Origin of the sequence: Pseudomonas putida, assembly GCF_001941965.1 — a bacterium.
GTDB lineage: Bacteria > Pseudomonadota > Gammaproteobacteria > Pseudomonadales > Pseudomonadaceae > Aquipseudomonas > Aquipseudomonas putida_L.
The window spans coordinates 71,222-89,253 of record NZ_MKZO01000023.1; the positions used below are offsets into that span (position 1 = coordinate 71,222).

Annotated in this window: 15 protein-coding genes; 1 reads left to right on the forward strand and 14 read right to left on the reverse strand. The window is 61.5% G+C overall.

Going from position 1 to position 18,032, the window contains the following annotated elements:
• Nucleotides 1–16: 16 nt before the first annotated feature.
• From PSEMO_RS13860 to PSEMO_RS13915, 12 genes are all read right to left on the reverse strand, one after another.
• Complete coding sequence (locus tag PSEMO_RS13860; protein ID WP_028690950.1) at nucleotides 17–2,668, reverse strand: excinuclease ABC subunit UvrA; 2,652 nt, start codon at nucleotides 2,666–2,668, stop codon at nucleotides 17–19.
• A 25-nt stretch (nucleotides 2,669–2,693) separates the two neighbouring features.
• A complete protein-coding gene (nhaA, locus tag PSEMO_RS13865; RefSeq protein WP_028690949.1) occupies nucleotides 2,694–4,559 on the reverse strand; it encodes a Na+/H+ antiporter NhaA in 1,866 nt (621 codons plus the stop codon).
• 60 nt (nucleotides 4,560–4,619) lie between these two features.
• Nucleotides 4,620–5,933: a replication-associated recombination protein A gene (locus tag PSEMO_RS13870; RefSeq protein WP_028690948.1), complete on the reverse strand. Its 1,314-nt coding sequence runs from the start codon at nucleotides 5,931–5,933 to the stop codon at nucleotides 4,620–4,622.
• Between the two features lie 51 nt (nucleotides 5,934–5,984).
• Nucleotides 5,985–7,292, reverse strand: a complete 1,308-nt coding sequence (locus PSEMO_RS13875) for an NAD(P)/FAD-dependent oxidoreductase (RefSeq protein WP_028690947.1) — start codon at nucleotides 7,290–7,292, stop codon at nucleotides 5,985–5,987.
• Between the two features lie 18 nt (nucleotides 7,293–7,310).
• Nucleotides 7,311–8,141 (reverse strand): S-formylglutathione hydrolase, encoded by an 831-nt coding sequence (gene fghA / locus PSEMO_RS13880; protein ID WP_023464790.1) that lies wholly within the window; start codon nucleotides 8,139–8,141, stop codon nucleotides 7,311–7,313.
• A gap of 58 nt (nucleotides 8,142–8,199) precedes the next feature.
• Nucleotides 8,200–9,534, reverse strand: coding sequence for a DUF3422 family protein (locus PSEMO_RS13885; RefSeq protein ID WP_023464791.1), 1,335 nt, complete (start codon nucleotides 9,532–9,534; stop codon nucleotides 8,200–8,202).
• A gap of 182 nt (nucleotides 9,535–9,716) precedes the next feature.
• Complete coding sequence (locus PSEMO_RS13890; RefSeq protein WP_023103885.1) at nucleotides 9,717–10,115, reverse strand: VOC family protein; 399 nt, start codon at nucleotides 10,113–10,115, stop codon at nucleotides 9,717–9,719.
• 43 nt (nucleotides 10,116–10,158) lie between these two features.
• The gene (locus PSEMO_RS13895) at nucleotides 10,159–11,268 is read right to left on the reverse strand and encodes an S-(hydroxymethyl)glutathione dehydrogenase/class III alcohol dehydrogenase (RefSeq protein WP_011871467.1); all 1,110 of its coding nucleotides are present in this window, start codon (nucleotides 11,266–11,268) and stop codon (nucleotides 10,159–10,161) included.
• A gap of 59 nt (nucleotides 11,269–11,327) precedes the next feature.
• A complete protein-coding gene (gene frmR, locus PSEMO_RS13900; protein ID WP_028690946.1) occupies nucleotides 11,328–11,603 on the reverse strand; it encodes a formaldehyde-responsive transcriptional repressor FrmR in 276 nt (91 codons plus the stop codon).
• A 282-nt stretch (nucleotides 11,604–11,885) separates the two neighbouring features.
• A complete protein-coding gene (locus PSEMO_RS13905; RefSeq protein WP_028690945.1) occupies nucleotides 11,886–12,776 on the reverse strand; it encodes a carbon-nitrogen hydrolase family protein in 891 nt (296 codons plus the stop codon).
• Complete coding sequence (locus PSEMO_RS13910) at nucleotides 12,773–13,381, reverse strand: GNAT family N-acetyltransferase (protein ID WP_028690944.1); 609 nt, start codon at nucleotides 13,379–13,381, stop codon at nucleotides 12,773–12,775. The genes PSEMO_RS13905 and PSEMO_RS13910 overlap by 4 nt, the downstream gene beginning before the upstream one ends.
• A 1-nt stretch (nucleotide 13,382) precedes the next feature.
• A complete protein-coding gene (locus tag PSEMO_RS13915) occupies nucleotides 13,383–13,790 on the reverse strand; it encodes a ketosteroid isomerase-related protein (protein WP_023103882.1) in 408 nt (135 codons plus the stop codon).
• A gap of 154 nt (nucleotides 13,791–13,944) precedes the next feature.
• Here PSEMO_RS13915 and PSEMO_RS13920 point away from each other — a divergent pair, with 154 nt between their 5' ends.
• On the forward strand, nucleotides 13,945–14,850 hold the full coding sequence (locus tag PSEMO_RS13920; protein ID WP_023103881.1) for a LysR family transcriptional regulator: 906 nt from the start codon (nucleotides 13,945–13,947) through the stop codon (nucleotides 14,848–14,850).
• A 150-nt stretch (nucleotides 14,851–15,000) separates the two neighbouring features.
• On the opposite strand, the gene uvrB is transcribed toward PSEMO_RS13920, so the two are convergent.
• Together uvrB and PSEMO_RS13935 are read right to left on the reverse strand one after the other, a co-directional pair.
• Complete coding sequence (gene uvrB, locus PSEMO_RS13925; protein WP_028690943.1) at nucleotides 15,001–16,977, reverse strand: excinuclease ABC subunit UvrB; 1,977 nt, start codon at nucleotides 16,975–16,977, stop codon at nucleotides 15,001–15,003.
• Nucleotides 16,978–17,352: 375 nt separating this feature from the next.
• Entirely contained in the window at nucleotides 17,353–17,784 is a 432-nt protein-coding gene (locus tag PSEMO_RS13935) for a DUF488 domain-containing protein (RefSeq protein WP_023835768.1), read from the reverse strand.
• Nucleotides 17,785–18,032 lie beyond the last annotated feature (248 nt).

Genomic DNA, 18,032 nt, shown 5'->3' on the forward strand with positions numbered 1-18,032 from the left:
CATTTGGCGAACTGAGCTACTCGGCCCGCGCCAACTCCTGTGCAAGGAACGGAGCGGTTCTGCTGCCAGACGTTCGGGCCACCTGCTGAGGGGAGCCCGCCACCACGATGCTGCCGCCGGCAGCGCCTGCACCAGGCCCCACGTCGATCACCCAATCGGCCTGGGCCACCGCGCGCATATCGTGTTCGATCATCACTACGGTATTGCCGGCATCGACCAGGCGCTGCAACTGCACCAGCAGCCGGTCGGCGTCCGACGCATGCAGCCCGGTAGTCGGCTCGTCGAGCACGTACAGGCTTCGGCCGCGCTGGCTGCGCTGAAGCTCGGTCGCCAGCTTGATACGCTGCGCCTCGCCACCGGAAAGCTCGGTGGCCGGTTGCCCCAGGCGCAGGTAGCCCAGTCCGATATCGCGCAGCAGTTGCAGTGGCCTTGCCACAGCGTCTTCACCCGCGAAGAATTCGCTGGCTTCGTCCACGGTCATCTGCAGCACCTCGGCGATGTTGCGCCCGTTCCATTGCACCTTCAGCGTGGCCTCGTTGTAGCGTGCGCCATGGCACGTCGGGCACGGCGCGTACACGCTGGGCATGAACAGCAGTTCCACGCTGACGAAGCCCTCGCCCTCGCAGGTCTCGCAGCGCCCCTTGGCGACGTTGAACGAGAACCGTCCGGCATCGTAGCGGCGGCGTCGCGCATCGGGCGTGGCAGCGAACAGCTTGCGCACATGGTCGAACAGGCCCGTGTAGGTGGCTAGGTTCGACCGCGGCGTGCGCCCGATCGGTTTCTGGTCCACCTGCACCAGACGCTGTACGGCGTCCACGTCGCCCGCCAGATGGCCGCCGGTCGCTTCGATCACTGCCGGCCCTTCGCTGGTGGCGCTTTCGGCTACATCGTCTTCCGGCTCGTGGCCCAGGTGCAGCAGCACCAGCTCCGGCAGGGCCTGCGCGACGAGGCTGGACTTGCCCGAGCCGGAGATGCCGGTGACGGCCGTCAGCACGCCCAGCGGAATGCGTGCGTCCACGCCATGCAGGTTGTGGCGGTGGACGCCCTGCAGCTCCAGCCAGCCGATCGCTTCGCGTGCCCGGCTCCCCGGCGCGGGGATCTCGTCGAACAGGTAACGGGCGGTGCGCGATTCGGCAATCTTGCGCAGGCCATCCGGCTCGCCACTGTAGAGCACGCGGCCGCCACGCTCCCCGGCATCCGGCCCGACATCCACTAGCCATTGCGCGCGGCGCATCAGTTCCAGGTCGTGCTCCACCACGAACACCGAGTTGCCTGCGTCGCGCAGCCGATCGAGTGCGTCGTACAGGGCCTGGCTGTCGGAGGGGTGCAGCCCCGCCGAGGGCTCGTCGAGCACGTACACGACGCCGAACAGCAGGGAACTCAATTGCGTAGCCAGCCGCAGGCGTTGCAACTCGCCAGCCGAAAGCGTCGGCGTGGCCCGGTCCAGCGTCAGGTAGCCCAAGCCCAGCCCGCGCAGTTGGCGCAGGCGTGCCATCACGCCACCGGCCAGGCGCTGCGCGGCGAGGCGCTTTTCTTCCGACAGCGCGGAGGTGCGGCGCACGTCGGGCGATACCGCGTGTACGGCACGACCGGAGGCCGCGCGTTGGGCACGGTCGCGCCGGGTCGCTTCCTTGTCCGTAGCCGCCCCCGCTGCATGGGCGCGGAAATCACCCTGGGCAATGGGTTCGAGCAAGGCCGCCAACTGGTCCAGCGGCATCTGCATGAACGCGCCGATGTCCACGCCGGCGAAGGTGACCGACAACGCCTCGGGCTTGAGCCGCTTGCCGTGGCAGGTGGGGCACGGCTTGCCCTCCATGAACCGGGACACGCGCTTTCTCATCAGCGCGCTCTGGGTGTTGGCAAAGGTGTGCAGCACATACCGGCGAGCACCGGTGAAGGTGCCCATGTAGCTCGGCTCCATCTTGCGCTTGAGCGCGGCGCGGGTCTCGGCGGGCGTGAAGCCGGCGTACACCGGCACCGTCGGTGTTTCCTCGGTGAACAGAATCCAGTCGCGATCCTTCTTCGGCAGGTCCTTCCACGGTCGGTCAACGTCGTAGCCCATGCTGACCAGGATGTCGCGCAGGTTCTGGCCTTGCCAGGCGGGGGGCCAGGAGGCGATCGCCCGCTCGCGGATGCTCAGGGAGGGATCGGGCACCATGATGGCCTCGGTCACCTCGTACACATGGCCCAGGCCGTGGCAGGTCGGGCACGCTCCCTGCGGCGTGTTGGGCGAAAAATCCTCGGCGTACAGCATCGGCTGGTTGGCTGGGTAGGCGCCGGCGCGCGAATACATCATCCGCACCAGGCTGGACAGGGTGGTCACACTGCCCACGGAGGAACGCGCGTTGCTGGAGCCACGCTGCTGCTGCAGCGCCACCGCCGGCGGGAGGCCGTCGATCGCATCGACGTCGGGCACGCCGGCCTGGTCGATCAATCGCCGCGCATAGGGGGCCACCGACTCGAAGTAACGTCGCTGAGCCTCGGCATAGATGGTGCCGAAGGCCAGCGAGGACTTCCCGGAGCCGGAGACTCCCGAGAACACCACGAGCGCGTTACGCGGGATGGAAACGTCCACCTCTTTGAGGTTGTTCTCGCGCGCCCCGCGCACCTGCACGAGGCCGCTGGCCGCAGCGGTACAAGAGGATTCACCGAAAGAATTGTTTGGCATGTTCTTATCCTGTAGTTCGTCCCGCTCAGGACGGGACTTCCTGAGTTCGTGGGCCGCGGCGACTGGCTTCGAGCGCCGCGGTGACAGTGCGGGCGTCGTAGCTGCCGCGCAGACGACGACCCTCGACGAAGAACGTCGGCGTGGCGTGCGCACCGCTGGCGACCGCACTGGCGAGGTCGCGCTCGACACGCTCGATCACCGCGGTGCTGTCGAGATCCGCGATGAACCGTTCGACGTCGAGCCCAAGCTCGGCGGCGTAGCCGATCAGATGCTCGCGCTCCAGCGCATGCTGACGGGTGAACACGAAGTCCAGCCACGGCCAGAACATCCCCTGGTTCGCCGCTGCCTCGGACGCCCGCGCGGCGATCGGCCCGTGCGGGTGGTGCGGCAGATGGCGCACCACATACCGCAGGTCGTCCCCGAAGTGGGCACGCAGATCGTCCCAAGAACCGGTCGCGTGCGCACAGTACGCGCACTCGAAGTCCACGTACTCGACGAGTGTGAGCTGGGCGTCCTCCGGCCCGCGGATGTGATCGATCTCCGGATCGACCGGTGGCTCAAGCACCATCGGCAGGTCAGCGGTCTTCTCACCCCACCGCTTGGCGGCGACCTTGAAGATCAGCCACCCGAGCAACGTGGCGAACACCATCGACACGAGCACGCCGACCGTCGCCTGGCGGCCCAGGTCGGAGGTCGTGCCGAACGCGAGCCCGATGATCAGCAGCGACACGGTGAAGCCGATCCCGGACAGTGCCGCACCACCGAACACGCTCCCCACCCCGACGCCCTCGGGCAGCCGGCCCAGGCCGAGACGGACGGCGACGAGCGTGATGAGCCCGATGCCCACGAGCTTGCCGAGCACGAGCCCTGCGATGACGCCCCACGTGACTGGCGAGCCGAAGGCCTCGGCGAGCAGCCCGCCACGCACGTCCACTCCGGCGTTCGCCAAGGCGAACACCGGCACGATCAGCAGCGCCGTCGGCAGCCGCAGGAACTCGTGCAATCGCTCGTTCACCGAGATACCCCGGGACAGCCCGCAGTCCACCGCGCGGGCCGATGCGGCACTCGGAGACTGCCAGAAGTCGCGGAACAGTTGTTTTGCCGCGACGACCTTGTGACGTTGCGTCGCGTAGGCGGGGATCAGCAGCCCCGCGGCCATCCCGGCGAGAGAGGCATGGATGCCGGAGTACACGGTTGCGAGCCACAGCACGATCACGATCAGCACATACGGCATTGCCCGCCACTGGCGGGTGCGCCCTAGCCACCACAACGCAACGAGACTGGCGAGGGCGATCAACAACGGGACGATCCGAATCTCCTCGCTATAGACGATGCCGATGATGGACACGGCGAGGAAGTCATCGACCACGGTCAGGGTGAGCAGGAACACGCGCAACTGACCGGATAGCCGCGGGCCGACGATCGCCAGGGTGCCCAGCATGAATGCCGTATCGGTGCCGACCACCGCCCCCCACCCGTGCAGGCCTTCACTTCCGGCCAGCCCCACGATCAGGACATACACCAGCGCGGGAAGCACGACACCTGCGACACCCGCGATCAGAGCGAGACGGGCACGGCTGCGGTCCCTGAGCGATCCGTGGGCGAACTCCTGACGCACCTCCAGGCCGATCAGGAAGAAGAAGACCACCATCAGGCCGTCGTTGACCCAGTGATGCAGATCCATGTGCATGCCCAGCGGCCCGAAGTCAAACCCGACGTCCAGGTGCCACAACGCGAAATAGGCATCGGATAGCGGCGAGTTCGCCCACGCCAGCGCCACGACCGTGACGATCACCAGCAGCACCGCAGCACCAGACTCCGTGCGCAGATAGCGGGCAACGCGTCCCCGGCTGATATTCGCCGAGGATGCACCGAAAGAAGTGGCTGACATGTTCTTATCCTGTTCCTGTAGTTCGTGAAGTCGCGATGAGCCGGTTTCGGAGGCGACCGGTCAGGCGTCCGCCTCTGGCAGCGTCCCATCATCCAGCGAGCGCAGCCAAGTAAGCCTTTCTCCCAGCCTGCGCTCAACACCTCTGTCCGTTGGCTGATACCAGCCCGGCCGCGCCACGCCCTCGGGAAAGTAGCTTTGCCCAGCGGCATAGCCGTTGGGCTCGTCATGGGCATAGCGGTAGCCTTCGTGATACCCCATCTGCTGCATCAGCTTCGTCGGCGCATTGCGAAGATGGAGAGGCACAGGCAGGGAGCCGCTGTTCTTGACGAAGGCCTTCGCCTTGTTCCAGGCGGCATAGGCAGCGTTCGACTTGGGGGCGGCAGCAAGGTAGGTCGCCGCGTGGGCAATCGGTATTTCGCCTTCGGGGGAACCCAGCCTCTCATAAGCCAGCGCGGCATTGAGCGCCAGTTGCAGCGCCTGCGGGTCGGCATTGCCGATGTCTTCGCTGGCCACCACGATCATGCGGCGCGTCACCTGGCTGACGTCGCCGCTGCCGTCGAGGATGCGGGCCAGCCAGTACAGGGCCGCGTCGGGGTCGGAGCCCCGCAGCGACTTGTGGAAGGCGGAGAGCTGCCAGTAGAACTCGTCGCCGCCCTTGTCGAACCTGCGCAGTGATGGGCTGGTGGACAGTTTGGCAAACTCGCCATCGACCACGGCCTTGCCCGCGCCCGACGCAGCATTCGTCACCTGCTCAAGCAGATTGAGGAAGCGCCTGCCATCGCCATCGGCAAAGCCCTTGAGCAGATCCAGCGCGTCCGCGTCCAACGTGACGCCCTGGAGATGCGGCAGTGCGCGTTCGTAGAGCTGGTTCAGTTCGTCGCCGGACAGCGGTTCGAGGGTATAGACCTGCGCGCGTGAGAGCAGAGCGGAATTGACCGCCAGCCCCGGATGCTCGGTCGTTCCCCCCACCAGGGTCAGGAGCCCCGACTCGACATGGGGCAGTAGGGCATCCTGCTGCGCCTTGTTGAAGCGATGGATCTCATCGACGAAAAGCACCGTCGATCGACCATGGTTGCCCAGTTCTGCCTGGGCCTCGTCGATGGCTTGCCGGATGTCCTTCACCCCGGCAAGCACGGCCGAGATGGCGATGAATCGGCTGTCGGTCGCACTGGCGGCCAGGCGCCCCAGGGTGGTCTTGCCCACGCCTGGCGGCCCCCAGAGGATGAACGAGTGCAACTTGCCCGCCTCGAACGCGAGACGAAGCGGCTTGCCGGGGCCGAGCAAGTGCCGTTGCCCGACGAATTCATCCAGCGTCTTGGGCCGCAGGAGTTCGGCCAAGGGAGGCTTGGGCTTTGTCGTGAATAGATCGGTCAAGTTCCTCTCCCTGGTATTTCTGATAGTTGACGTTCCGATAAGGTGTGCACCTCAATCCAGAGAGCCGGATTTATCCAACGCCGTGGGCTCTTTGTCGCTAATCGCATGCATGATGATGCGAGAGCCGCGGTAGCCGATGCTATGGTTCCATACCCAGCTCAACGCGACGCTGAGACGATTTCGCGTACCGATCAGAAAGTAGATATGCGCGAGCTTCCAGATCCACCACGCAAAGGCTCCACGCAGCTTAACCCGCCCCATGTCAATTACGGCCAGGCTGCGGCCGATGGTGGCCAGGTTCCCCTGATGCCGGTATTTGAAAGGCCCGTCAGCGGGCTTGCCTTTCAAACGCCGTCCAATGAGGTTGGCGACGTACTTGCCTTGCTGTTTGGCGGCGGGGGCGATGCCCGGTACGGGCTTCCCATCAGCCATGGTGCACGAGGCGGTATCGCCGATGGCGAAGACCTCCGGGCGACCGGCCACCGTCAGGTCGGGACCAACGACCACTCGACCCGCACGATCAGACGCAGCACCCAACCAGCGAGCCGCGGGAGACGCCTGGACGCCGGCGGCCCAAACGATGGTCTTGGCCGAAAGAGGCTTGCCGCCATACACCACGCCGTCGGCCGAGCATTCGGTGACCGGCGTACCCAGCACGACCTCGACCCCGAGCTTTTCGAGTGCCTGGCGCGTATAGGCCGAAAGATCCTCTGGAAAGACGGACAACAGACGCGGGCCCGCCTCGATCAGTACAACCCGGGACGTGCTCGGGTCGATCGAGCGGAAGTCACGCGCCAGCGTGTCTCGTGCAAGCTCGGCGATGGTCCCGGCCAATTCAACCCCGGTGGGACCACCACCGATGATGACGAACGTCTGCAGCGCGGCACGCTGCTGAGGATCGCTCGTGCGCTCGGCCTCCTCGAAAGCCGCGAGGATTCGGCCTCGAATGGTCGTGGCATCTTCCAGCGTCTTCAACCCCGGCGCGAAAGCCCCCCATTCGTCGTGTCCGAAATAGGCATGGGTAGCACCTGTCGCGAGTACGAGCGTGTCGTAGGTTTGGCGCGAGCCATTGTTGAGAATGACCTGACGCGCGTCCTGGTCGATACCTTCCACTTCCGCCATCAAGGTGTTCACTTCCGGGCGATTTCGGAATAGATAGCGAATAGGCCAGGCGATCTCGGATGTCGAGAGAGATGCCCCTGCGACCTGGTAAAGCAGCGGCTGGAACAGGTGATGATTGCGCCGGTCGATGATCGTCACATCGACCTCGGCACCAGCAAGCTGGTTGGCAACCTCGATCCCGCCGAAGCCCGCTCCGATAATGACGACGTGATGTCGGTTTTTGGAGGTCTTTGTCATGACCTGATCTCCTCTCTCTCAGCGTTTCAGCGCCGATGCGTGGTGTGCCATATGCTCGCCAATGAAACTGGCAATGAAGTAGTAGCTGTGGTCGTAGCCTGGGCGCAGATTCAACGTGAGCGGGTGCCCCGTCTCGTCGCAGGCCTTGCGCAGCAGATCGGGCTGAAGCTGACTCTCCAGGAACTCGTCGCCCAAACCCTGATCCACCAGCAGCGGCAGACGCTCCTGCACGGTGCGAATCAGCTCCACGGTGTCGTACTGCTTCCACGCCTCCCGGTCGCTGCCCAGGTACGCCTCGAAGGCCTTGTGTCCCCAGGGAACCTGGGTGGGCGCGACGATGGGCGAGAAGGCCGAGACGCTTCGATAACGGCCCGGGTTGCGCAGGGCGATGACCAGAGCACCGTGTCCCCCCATGGAATGGCCGCTGATGCTCCGCTCCGCTGTCACGGGAAAGTGGGCCTCGATCAGCGCCGGTAGTTCCTGCACCACGTAGTCATACATCCGATGATTCGCAGCCCAGGGTTCCTGCGTGGCGTTGACGTAGAAACCTGCCCCCTGTCCGAGGTCATAGGCGGGATCGTCGGCAACGCCTTCGCCGCGAGCGCTGCTATCGGGCGCGACGACGGCAATGCCATGTTCGGCTGCGTAGCGCTGGACGGCGGACTTGGTGATGAAGTTCTGCTCGGTGCAGGTGAGGCCTGAAAGCCAGTACAGCACCGGCACCTTGCCGTGCTGTGCCTGCGGAGGCAGATAGACGCCGACTTTCATCGTGCAACCGAGCGTCGTGGATTCATGCTGATAAACGTCCTGCCAACCATCAAAGCTGGCGTGATGTTCGATGCGTTCCATGGTGTTCTCCTATGTTCAAAGGAACGGCGCAGCTCTCGCGCGCCAGGACGGCAGCTCGTCAGGAAGATTTCTCTTCCGCTGCCGTGTCGCCGTGGGCGTGTCTGATCCTGCGCACGATCCACCAGATCGTCAGCATCACCGCAGGCACCAGAACCGCCATCACCGGCGCCACGCTGTCGTGAACCATCGGAATGCCCTTGAGCAAATAGCCGAGAAGACTCACGACGTAATAAGAAATTGCCGCGACCGACAGGCCTTCGACGGTTTGCTGAAGGCGCAATTGCATCTTGGCCCGGTTGTTCATCGACGCAAGCAGATCGCGGTTCTGGCGTTCAAGCTCGACGTCGATCCAGGAACGCAGCAACGCGATGGCCCGGGTCAGCTTGTCGGAGAGCTTGGTCTGGCGCTCCTTTACGGATTGGCATGTCCGCATGGCGGGAGCGATGCGACGCTGCAGGAAATCCGCCCAGGTGCAGTACCCGGATACGGCCTCTTCCGAAAGCGCTGCCAGCCTTTCCTCGACGATCTCGTAGTAGGCACGGCTGGCGCCGAAGCGATAGAGATTCGCCGCAACGCCAGCTTCCAGCTCGGCAGCCAGGCCGGTCAATTCGGACAGCAGCACGTCGCTGTCGCGCCGTTCCACCAAGCTCGTACACATCTCGTCGGTGATCGCCGCAAGGCGCGACTCCATGCGTCGCAGTTCCGACGTCATCGATCGTGTCAACGGCAGGGACAGCAACGCCAAGGTGCGGTAAGTCTCGATCTCCAGCAGACGTTGAGCCAGCGCACCCGCCCGCGCCGGGGTCAAATCGCGGGCCAGGACGAGGATCTGCGTCAGGCCATCCTCATCCTGTCGAAAGTCGGTCAGGATGGCGGCAGAGCCGTTCTCCACCAGCGAGTAGCACAGGCTGGCAGGATCGAAGCGATCGACCTCCTTCTCCGTTTCCGGCGTCCACGGAAGAAGTCTCAAACGGATGCCGGATACGACCGGGCCGGGAGGAACAAATCCATGCTTGAACGGATTTTCGCCGCACGGCTCTCCCGTCTCGGAATCCAGCGAAGCGCACCAGAGATACGTCGAGAACTCGGTGTGCTTTTCGCAGTGCAGGTCTCCTTCATCCCATGTCACGCCGTGGAGCGGCGTAGTATGGTCGGGTTCGGCAACGCCGAAGCGATGAGACAACTCGCTCATCGCCATCTGATCCCTGGCCTGGTCGCCTTCGGTCATGAAAGCGAGCTGCAATATGCCGCGGGGGGCCTGAATCAAGAGATGCGGGCGCGCGTGCACTTCACCCACGGCGGCAGCACGATCGGTATAGGCCGGCATGCCGTACACGGTGGCGGTCGGGGTGGGTTGTACGGTCGTCGTATTGATGTTGGCCGGCTCTTTCATAACGACCTCATTTCTTCTTGGTTGAAAAACACGCTTCAAAGCAAATGCCCGCAGCCATGCGTTTCGCACATGGCTGCGGGCCGATCTTCATGAGCGGGCACCGCTCTACACGGTCCGTCTAATAGGCTCGCCGTGTAGAGGCTTGTGCTGGCCCTTTCAGAACGCCCTCAGCTTCCTAGCTTTCAGACGAAGGTGTACGAGCAAACCTTGTTGCCCGCCGGATCACGCAGGTAGGCCGCATAGGCACCCGGCAGGTGGCCACGCGGGCCAGGCTGGCCCTCGTCGGTGCCGCCTGCGGCAAGGCCGGCGGCGTGGAAGGCATCCACTTCGGCGGGAGTGGCGGCCGCAAAGCCGACCGTCACGCCGTTGCTGGAAGGCGCTTCACCATTGCCCGGACGGGCGATGATGAAAGCCGGCTTTTCGCGACCGAAAAGCACCCATCCGTTGCCGAAAGGACCGAGGTTCTTGATGCCGAGAGCACCCAGAGCGGCGTCATAGAACGCGGCCGACTTCTGGACGTCGGCGGCGCCGATGAAGACGTGCGAGAAGATGCCGTCGCCGGAAATGACAGGATTGGACATGGTTAATTTCCTTGGTGGTTGGTGTTGAATGGATAGTGAGTGATCAGTAGTGGATCACCGTGCGAATCGACTTGCCTTCATGCATCAGGTCGAAGGCGTGGTTGATCTCGTCGAGACCCATGGTGTGAGTGACGAACGGGGCGAGATCGATCTCGCCTTTCATTGCGTCTTCCACCATGCCCGGGAGTTGGGTGCGCCCCTTGACCCCGCCGAAAGCCGACCCCTTCCAGGTCCGGCCGGTGACCAACTGGAACGGACGGGTCGAGATTTCCTTGCCGGCCCCGGCGACGCCGATGACGATCGACTGGCCCCAGCCGCGGTGGGCAGCTTCCAGAGCCGAACGCATCACGTTGACGTTGCCGATGCACTCGAAGGTGTGATCGACACCCCAGCCAGTCATCTCGATCAGAACCTCGTGAATCGGCTTGTCGAAGTCCTTCGGGTTGAGACATTCGGTCGCGCCGAAGGTACGAGCCAGTTCGAACTTCGCCGGATTGGTATCGATGGCGATGATGCGGCCCGCTTTGGCCTGGCGTGCACCTTGAATCGCAGCGAGACCGATGCCGCCGAGGCCGAAGATGGCCACCGAGTCGCCGGGCTGTACCTTGGCCGTGTTGTGCACGGCGCCGATGCCGGTGGTCACGCCGCAGCCCAGCAGGCAGACGTGCTCGGGGTTGGCGTCCGGGTTGATCTTGGCCAGCGAGACTTCGGCGACGACCGTGTATTCGCTGAAGGTCGAGCAGCCCATGTAGTGGTAAAGCGGCTGACCGTTGTACGAGAAGCGAGTCGTACCATCGGGCATCAGCCCCTTGCCCTGGGTTGCGCGAACCGCGACACACAGGTTGGTCTTGCCGGACTTGCAGAACAGGCACTCGCCGCATTCGGCGGTGTAGAGCGGAATGACGTGATCGCCAGGCTTCACGCTGGTCACACCTTCACCCACCTCCACGACGATACCCGCACCTTCATGACCCAGCACGACCGGGAAGAGACCTTCGGGGTCGTCGCCCGACAGGGTGAAGGCGTCGGTATGGCAAACGCCGGTATTCGTGATCTTGATGAGCACCTCGCCCTTGCGCGGCGGCTCGACGTCGATCTCGACGATTTCCAGCGGCTTTCCTGGCCCGAAGGCAACTGCTGCACGTGATTTCATGATGTCGCTTCCTTTACTAGCTAACTAAATTTGCCCTCACCGAGGGCACCCTGGTGCCTCTATCGCAGATAGGAGCGGACGATAGAGATGGTCTCGTCAATGGACTTGTTCTGCGAATCGCTCCTGATTTCGCTACTGGGAAATTCTTCCCGCAGATAGCTCTCCAGAACGGTTGCCATCAATCCGTTGACTGCCCCACGAACGGCCGCAAGCTGCTGAAGAATTGCAGGGCATTCCGCACCTGCATCAAGCGTTTGCTCAAGAGTCGCTACCTGACCTTTGATGCGCCGGATGCGCGTCAGTGCTTGCTTCTTTTCTTCCGGACTGTGTGGCATCGAACACCTCTCTACTTGGGTACACCGCCGCATTATACAATACTCCCCCATAGTATATGCGGCCGAACTTTGCCACAAATTCTGTGCTCTTCGAGCACTCTTACAGGCTAGTACAGGTTTGTTCCCAAGAAGCGCAAAACATTCAAATCAATGAATATTTCTTGCATGTATCGACAGCATCGGGGCAAGTTCAAAACTGGTCAAACTGGAAAAATCTATGCGCAGATAGATATGACCTATCTAAGCCGACTCATCGAGTTGAAGCTATCAAGATGAGACCGGCTAGGCGACCTGATGACCCGAGTGTCGAGCTTTCCGCAGTGCAGGCAACATCTGTCCGTCCCAGTCACGATCGACCGCAACCTGGGCCTGTTCTTGGTTTCGTTCGAGTGCTTCAACGTCAAGATCACCGATCGCCCATGTCTGCGTGCCGCAAGTAGTCGCGAGAATGCCATCCTCGGGGAATCCACGATCCATGGGTGCATAGATCGTGGCCTCGCCAGTGTTCGTGTCCAGCGCCGGACTCCAGTCAGCAGCTCCGGTCGTCACGGCCTGTGCGACGAACATCCGGTTCTCCAGTGCCCGCGCCATGCAGCCCACACGAACCCGGGTTGCACCTGCCCTCGTGTCCGTACAGCTCGGGACCAACAGCAGGCGTGCACCCGCCTCTCGCTGGGCTCGCACGGGCAATGGAAACTCACTGTCGTAGCAGACAGCGATGCCGGCACGCACGCCATTCAGGTCGAACACTTTGAGTTCGTCGCCCCCCTCGATGACGCCAGTGTCTTTCTCGAACCCCGTCAACTGCAATTTGTCCTGGTAGTCACGCGTGCCGTCCGGCGCAAACCACCACGCCCGGTTGCGATAGCGATCCGGTCCAACCCGGGTCAAGAACGTACCGGCCTGAATGGTCATGCGCAGCTCGCGCGCCAGGTCGGTGTACAGGGCCAGCCACGCAGGCTGCAAGGCCTGCAGCGCGGCCAGCGAGGCGTTGAAATCCTGGCGGATGCCAGGCTCGAACATCGCAGCCAGTTCGAGGGACAGATATTCTGGCAACACGGCCAGTTCCGCTCCGGCACGGCTCGCCTCCTCCAGAACCCGCCGCTGCCGCGCTGCGAATGCCTCGAAGCCCGTGGGCTGACCCACTGCGTATTTCGCAACTGCTACTTTCATTTCGCGTTCTCCAGGGAGCGCAGCCACATCGTGAGCGTCTGCTCGGTTTCGCTCGGCTCACCCACCTGTTTCCAGGGCAGCGTAACCTTCATGTCCGACTGCCGCACGTAGCCACGACGGATCCAGAAGGGATCATTACTGCGGTAGTTGGAAGGACGCCGGGGATCGTCGTCTGCTCGATCCACCGACGCGAACGATGTCCACTGCATGCCGCCCAACGAACGGGCATGCGCTTCGCGTTCGTCAAAGAAGCGATGGCCCAGGCCAAGGCCCCGGAAGGCCGGGAGCAGGACTGATTCGCCGCAGTAAAACACTGCCTCCATCGGGATTCCTCGATCGGCGAACGGCACCTGGAAGGCCGGCTCCGCATCGCCGAGCGGCAATCCCGTGGACGCACCCACGACCACGTCATCAGCGAGCGCGAGTACCAGCAGGCTGTCTGCCGAACGGGCGTACATAGCGAGGTAGTGCTTCTCGTATTCGGTGTCGCCCTCGTACAGGTAAGGAAAGCTGCGGAAGACGCTCGCCCGCAGGCCTGCCACGGCATCGAACCATTCGGCAATGTCCGGACCACGATGAACCAGCACCTGCACGTCGCTGGTCATTTCAGGCGTCCCCTCCAACCTGTGCGATCCAGTCGCCGAGGTTGTAGTAGTTGGTGACACGAGCGATCTTGCCATCGCGGATCTCGAAGAACGCGCCGCCCGGCAGCACGTAGCGCTGGCCCTGGGCTTCCGGCAGCCCGTCGTCCGTGACCTTGTATTCGCCATGCACCACGTACTCCGCGCCTGCACACAGGCCGTCGGCGCTGACCATCACCACGATCCCGCGCAGTTGCTCGCCATAGCAGCGGTCCATGCGCTGCAGGAAGGCGCGGAAGGCTTCGCGACCGACCTCACGAGCGCCCTGGTTCAAGTCGTGCGCGACGTCATCGGTCAACATTGACAGCATGGCCTCGCGGTCACCGCGGTTGAAGGCGTCGTAGTAGGCAGTGATGAGAGTCGCAGCGTTCATTCGCGTTCCTTATTGGGTTGTTCGGAGCGGAGCATTCCGGGGTGTTGTCAGTCTGGGCAACCGCGCCTCCCTTGTATATGGAATTGTTGCGATTTTATAATTCCACAATCTGGAACAATCAACGAGCAGCGAAATCGGCCATAAGGCGTGCGTCATGAACAAGGAAATGGAACTACTGCGCATCTTTCGGGTGGCGGCCGAAAGCAGCAGTTTTCGCGATGCGGCCGTCCGGCTGGGGACTTCTCCGCAAGGTGTAACCCGTGCCATCCAGCAACTGGAGCAACACTACGGCGAGGTGTTGTTTCATCGAAGCACGCGCCAGGTGCGCATCACCGCCTTCGGCGAAGGGCTGCTAGACCAAGTGCGCCCCGCATTGGAGCGGTTCGAGGATCTGTGGCGAACGCCTGGCTCCGACCAGCAGGCCTCTCTGTCCGGTACGGTTCGCATCACCGCACCGCACAGCTTGGGCACCAGAGCGGTGCTACCGGCACTGGAGCGCGTGGCCGCGCGCCATCCCGGCATCACGCTGGATGTGCGCCTGTCCGATCGCATCAGCAATACGGTTGACGAAGGGATTGACGTCGGGATCAGGGTCGGATTCATGCGCGATAGCCGCTTCGTCGCACGCAAGGCCGCCGACATGAGACTCCCCATCGTTGCCGCTCCGCGCCTGATCAAGAAAGTGGGCGTACCTGCAAACATCGATGCGCTAAGCAGCCTGCCAGTTACCGTGGCCTTGGATATCAATACCGGCCGTCCCTGGCCTTGGCACTTCAAGGCGGGACGCCAGTGGACACCTACCGCACCCACTCTCGTCGCAGACAATGCCGACATGGAAATGGGAGCGGCGCTGGCCGGGATCGCGTTCGCGCAACTGGCGGACTACATGGCCGCCCCCTACATTGCCAGCGGGAAGCTCGTGCGAGTGCTGGAGAACGAAGAACCTCCGGCATGGGGGTTGTACGTCTATCGGCCTCAGCGTGGCCCCATTCCGGGAAGGGTTCGAGCGGTATTTGATGAAATGCTGGTCGCCGTTGGATCGTTGCCAGCTTTGCGCTGACACGTCGCAAGACGCTGTAGGGCACACACCTTGGAAAGCGGGGCACTGAGCCTCGGCGGCTCACCCCTCCGGTTGAATGATGAGCCGACCGTCTGCCCGCTTGCCCCAGGTGCAGATCGGTCGGCCATGCAACTCAATGCCGGCGAACGATTAGATGTAAATGAATTGCCGGTACAACCCATCCAACTGATGACGAATGTCTTCGACGCGCTGCTCGTCACCGGTATCGGTAAATTCGAGTAGCTGCTGTTCCTTGGCAGTGATCTGATCGCAAAGGTCGGACAAGTTCTCGCAGAAAGCCTCGGAATGAACGGTGGGCTCCTCCGTATTCGTCTCTTCCCCTGCTAGTTTTCGCACAGACGAGGCTGGAGAAATCCCATTTTCCTCGTTAAAGGCAATTTGAAGCTGCCTGCGCCTATTGGTCTCATCGATCGCCTGCTTCATCGCCGGCGTCACCGCGTCGGCGTACAAGATCGCCTTGCCGTTTTCATTCCGAGCGACTCGACCGATCATCTGAATGAGCGCATGGGCCGAACGCAAGAACCCTGCACGGTCTGCATCGAGAATGGCAACCAATGATGCCTCTGGAATATCCAGCCCTTCGCGCAAAAGACTAATCCCAATCAAAACATCGAACTCTCCTGCGCGCAGGCCATTGATGATCTCAACACGATCCTCCGCTTTTATGTCCGAATGCATGTAGCGCGCTCGAATCCCGTTGTCCGTCAAGAAATCCGTTAGCTCTTCTGCACTGACCTTCGTCAGCGTAGTCACAAGCACTCGATTCTTTCTCTTCACGCACTTCGATATTTCGGCAAGCAGGTCATCTATGTATCCATCCGCTTTCCGCACTTCAACCTTGGGGTCAAGCAGTCCCGTTGGCCTGATAACCTGTTCGACAACCCTGCCTTTCGACACCCTCAGCTCGTAGTCGCCCGGAGTAGCGGAAACAAAGATGGTCTGAGGCTTGACCTTCTCGAACTCGTCAAAGTTCAATGGCCGGTTGTTCTTCGATGAAGGCAAACGGAACCCGTAATCGATCAGCGTGTCCTTGCGCGCCTGATCCCCCCGGTACATTGCGGATATCTGTGGCACCATGACATGAGATTCATCGACGAACAGCAGCCCGTCTTTCGGCAAATAATCCAGCAACGTGATCGGAGGAGAAGCTGCGTCTCGGTCGCTGAAGTAGCAGGAATAATTCTCCATCCCCGAGCAATAGCCGACCTCGCGCATCATTTCCACGTCATGCGTGATCCGCTCGTACAGTCTGTTTGCCTCGACCAAGCGATTATTCCTGTTCAGCTCGGCAACCCGCTCTTCCATATCAGCGAGTATCTTTTTGGATGCAGAATCTATTTTGTTCGTGGGCGGTGCGAAAAGCGTTTTTGGCGAAACCAAATAATGGTCTATCTCTCCCAACGTCTTGCCAGTAACAGGGTCCATCCATTGGACAGACGCAACAGTGTCATCCAACAGTTCCACCCGAACCGCCCTGTACTCGGAATCAGCGGGGAAAATGTCAATCACATCACCTTGGACGCGGAACGTTGCACGCTTGAGCGTACGCTCCGTGCGATCATATTGCAGCAAAGCCAAGCGACGAATTAGCTCTCTCTGGTTTAGTTTGACCCCAGGGGACAGAGCGATCTGTAGCGCTCGATATGCATCTGGATCACCCAGGCCGTAGATTGAAGACACCGAAGCGACGACGATCACGTCACGACGCTCAATCAAGGATTTGGTCGTGGACAGGCGCAGGCGCTCAAGGTGGTCATTGATGGCCGAGTCCTTCGGTATGAAACGATCGGTGCCCGGCATATAGATCTCGGGCTGAAAATAGTCGTAATACGAAACGAAGTACTCGACCGCATTCTCAGGAAAGAAGTGCTTCATTTCACTATAGAGCTGCGCGGTCAACGTCTTGTTGGGAGCCAAGATCAACGTGGGCCGCTTCAGACGATGAATCACATTGGCCATGGTGAAGGTCTTACCTGAGCCGGTGATACCTTTCAGCGTCTGGTGCGTCGCACCTTCTTCTATGTCCGACAGCAGCCGCGCGATCGCCTCTGGCTGGTCCCCCGCCGGCGTATAGTTGGAGTGCAGAATAAACATACCGGTTGACATTAGATATCTCCTAATTGAGCTACTTCAATTTGTCCTGATGTATCGGCTATTCCAGAAGACCTATAGCAGTACCAAACTGGGGTGTAAATGACGGCGATCCTGCCGCGCCCCACCTGGGCGTAGGCGTCGCCAACATGATAGCCCAACACATGGGCGGGCTTCCCAGTGCATATCCGCCGATCGCCACGACGTCAGCCAGCGGCCCGTCTGCCAATGCACCTGGAGCCACTCGCCTCGTTGAGCGCTGACATCGAGCCGTGGCGGGCGAGGTTGCTCTGTACGCCCAATGTGTGGCGCCGGCTCCCGCCGATACGCGCCTTTGTCTCTCTCAGCCCTCCAGACGAGGCGTTGGAAACGTGGAGCTACGTCGCCCCTCTAAAGATGCACGATCTCAACATTCGGCCATTTGCCTGCAAGGTACTCGGCCACTAGCCTCCGATGGCAGTGATGGGGCTTGTCTTCGCTGCAAAGCAGGCAACTGTTATCAATCTTTTCTTTATCGATTGACTCAATCTTTCGGGACGACATTAAATCCAGAAATTTACTGGCGTAGATATCCCAATCTCCCCCTTTTATTTTATATTCCTCGAACATGTCTTTGGTTGGAGCAAGTGCTGGTAGATGTTCATATTCCATCCCACACAACGCCTCGGAAAAATATCGAAGATCCTCGCGTTTAGCGAACCCGGCCAATTGCGAAACATTATTCAGGCGAACATCGACAAGGCGCTTGGCACCAGAAGCACTTAACTTGGTGAAGAAGGACCGCGCGGAGGTCTTAGTGAATCCAATCGTGAATATCTTCATCTGCCTTATTCCCCTCGTTCCTTCATCCATAAATGGCTGTTATTGAGCTACCGCCAGGCATGCCCGTCAATCGCAGCTAAGGAAACGCTGGGGGCATGGTGTACTAGGGATGGTCTGAAGTCAATGTCATCAACTTTGGAAATTATCCATAAATATCATATAATTAGCGCTCAAATCAGTGCATGGGAGAAGCCCTTTTGACTACCTATACCGCATCGCTTGACACCGCCAGCCAAACCCTGGCTTGA

Coding starts and splice junctions, on each gene's coding strand:
- PSEMO_RS13860 (WP_028690950.1), bottom strand. CDS start 2,668: ATGCCAAACAATTCTTTCGGTGAATCCTCTTGTACCGCTGCGGCCAGC.
- nhaA (WP_028690949.1), bottom strand. CDS start 4,559: ATGTCAGCCACTTCTTTCGGTGCATCCTCGGCGAATATCAGCCGGGGA.
- PSEMO_RS13875 (WP_028690947.1), bottom strand. CDS start 7,292: ATGACAAAGACCTCCAAAAACCGACATCACGTCGTCATTATCGGAGCG.
- fghA (WP_023464790.1), bottom strand. CDS start 8,141: ATGGAACGCATCGAACATCACGCCAGCTTTGATGGTTGGCAGGACGTT.
- PSEMO_RS13885 (WP_023464791.1), bottom strand. CDS start 9,534: ATGAAAGAGCCGGCCAACATCAATACGACGACCGTACAACCCACCCCG.
- PSEMO_RS13890 (WP_023103885.1), bottom strand. CDS start 10,115: ATGTCCAATCCTGTCATTTCCGGCGACGGCATCTTCTCGCACGTCTTC.
- PSEMO_RS13895 (WP_011871467.1), bottom strand. CDS start 11,268: ATGAAATCACGTGCAGCAGTTGCCTTCGGGCCAGGAAAGCCGCTGGAA.
- frmR (WP_028690946.1), bottom strand. CDS start 11,603: ATGCCACACAGTCCGGAAGAAAAGAAGCAAGCACTGACGCGCATCCGG.
- PSEMO_RS13905 (WP_028690945.1), bottom strand. CDS start 12,776: ATGAAAGTAGCAGTTGCGAAATACGCAGTGGGTCAGCCCACGGGCTTC.
- PSEMO_RS13910 (WP_028690944.1), bottom strand. CDS start 13,381: ATGACCAGCGACGTGCAGGTGCTGGTTCATCGTGGTCCGGACATTGCC.
- PSEMO_RS13915 (WP_023103882.1), bottom strand. CDS start 13,790: ATGAACGCTGCGACTCTCATCACTGCCTACTACGACGCCTTCAACCGC.
- PSEMO_RS13920 (WP_023103881.1), top strand. CDS start 13,945: ATGAACAAGGAAATGGAACTACTGCGCATCTTTCGGGTGGCGGCCGAA.
- uvrB (WP_028690943.1), bottom strand. CDS start 16,977: ATGTCAACCGGTATGTTTATTCTGCACTCCAACTATACGCCGGCGGGG.
- PSEMO_RS13935 (WP_023835768.1), bottom strand. CDS start 17,784: ATGAAGATATTCACGATTGGATTCACTAAGACCTCCGCGCGGTCCTTC.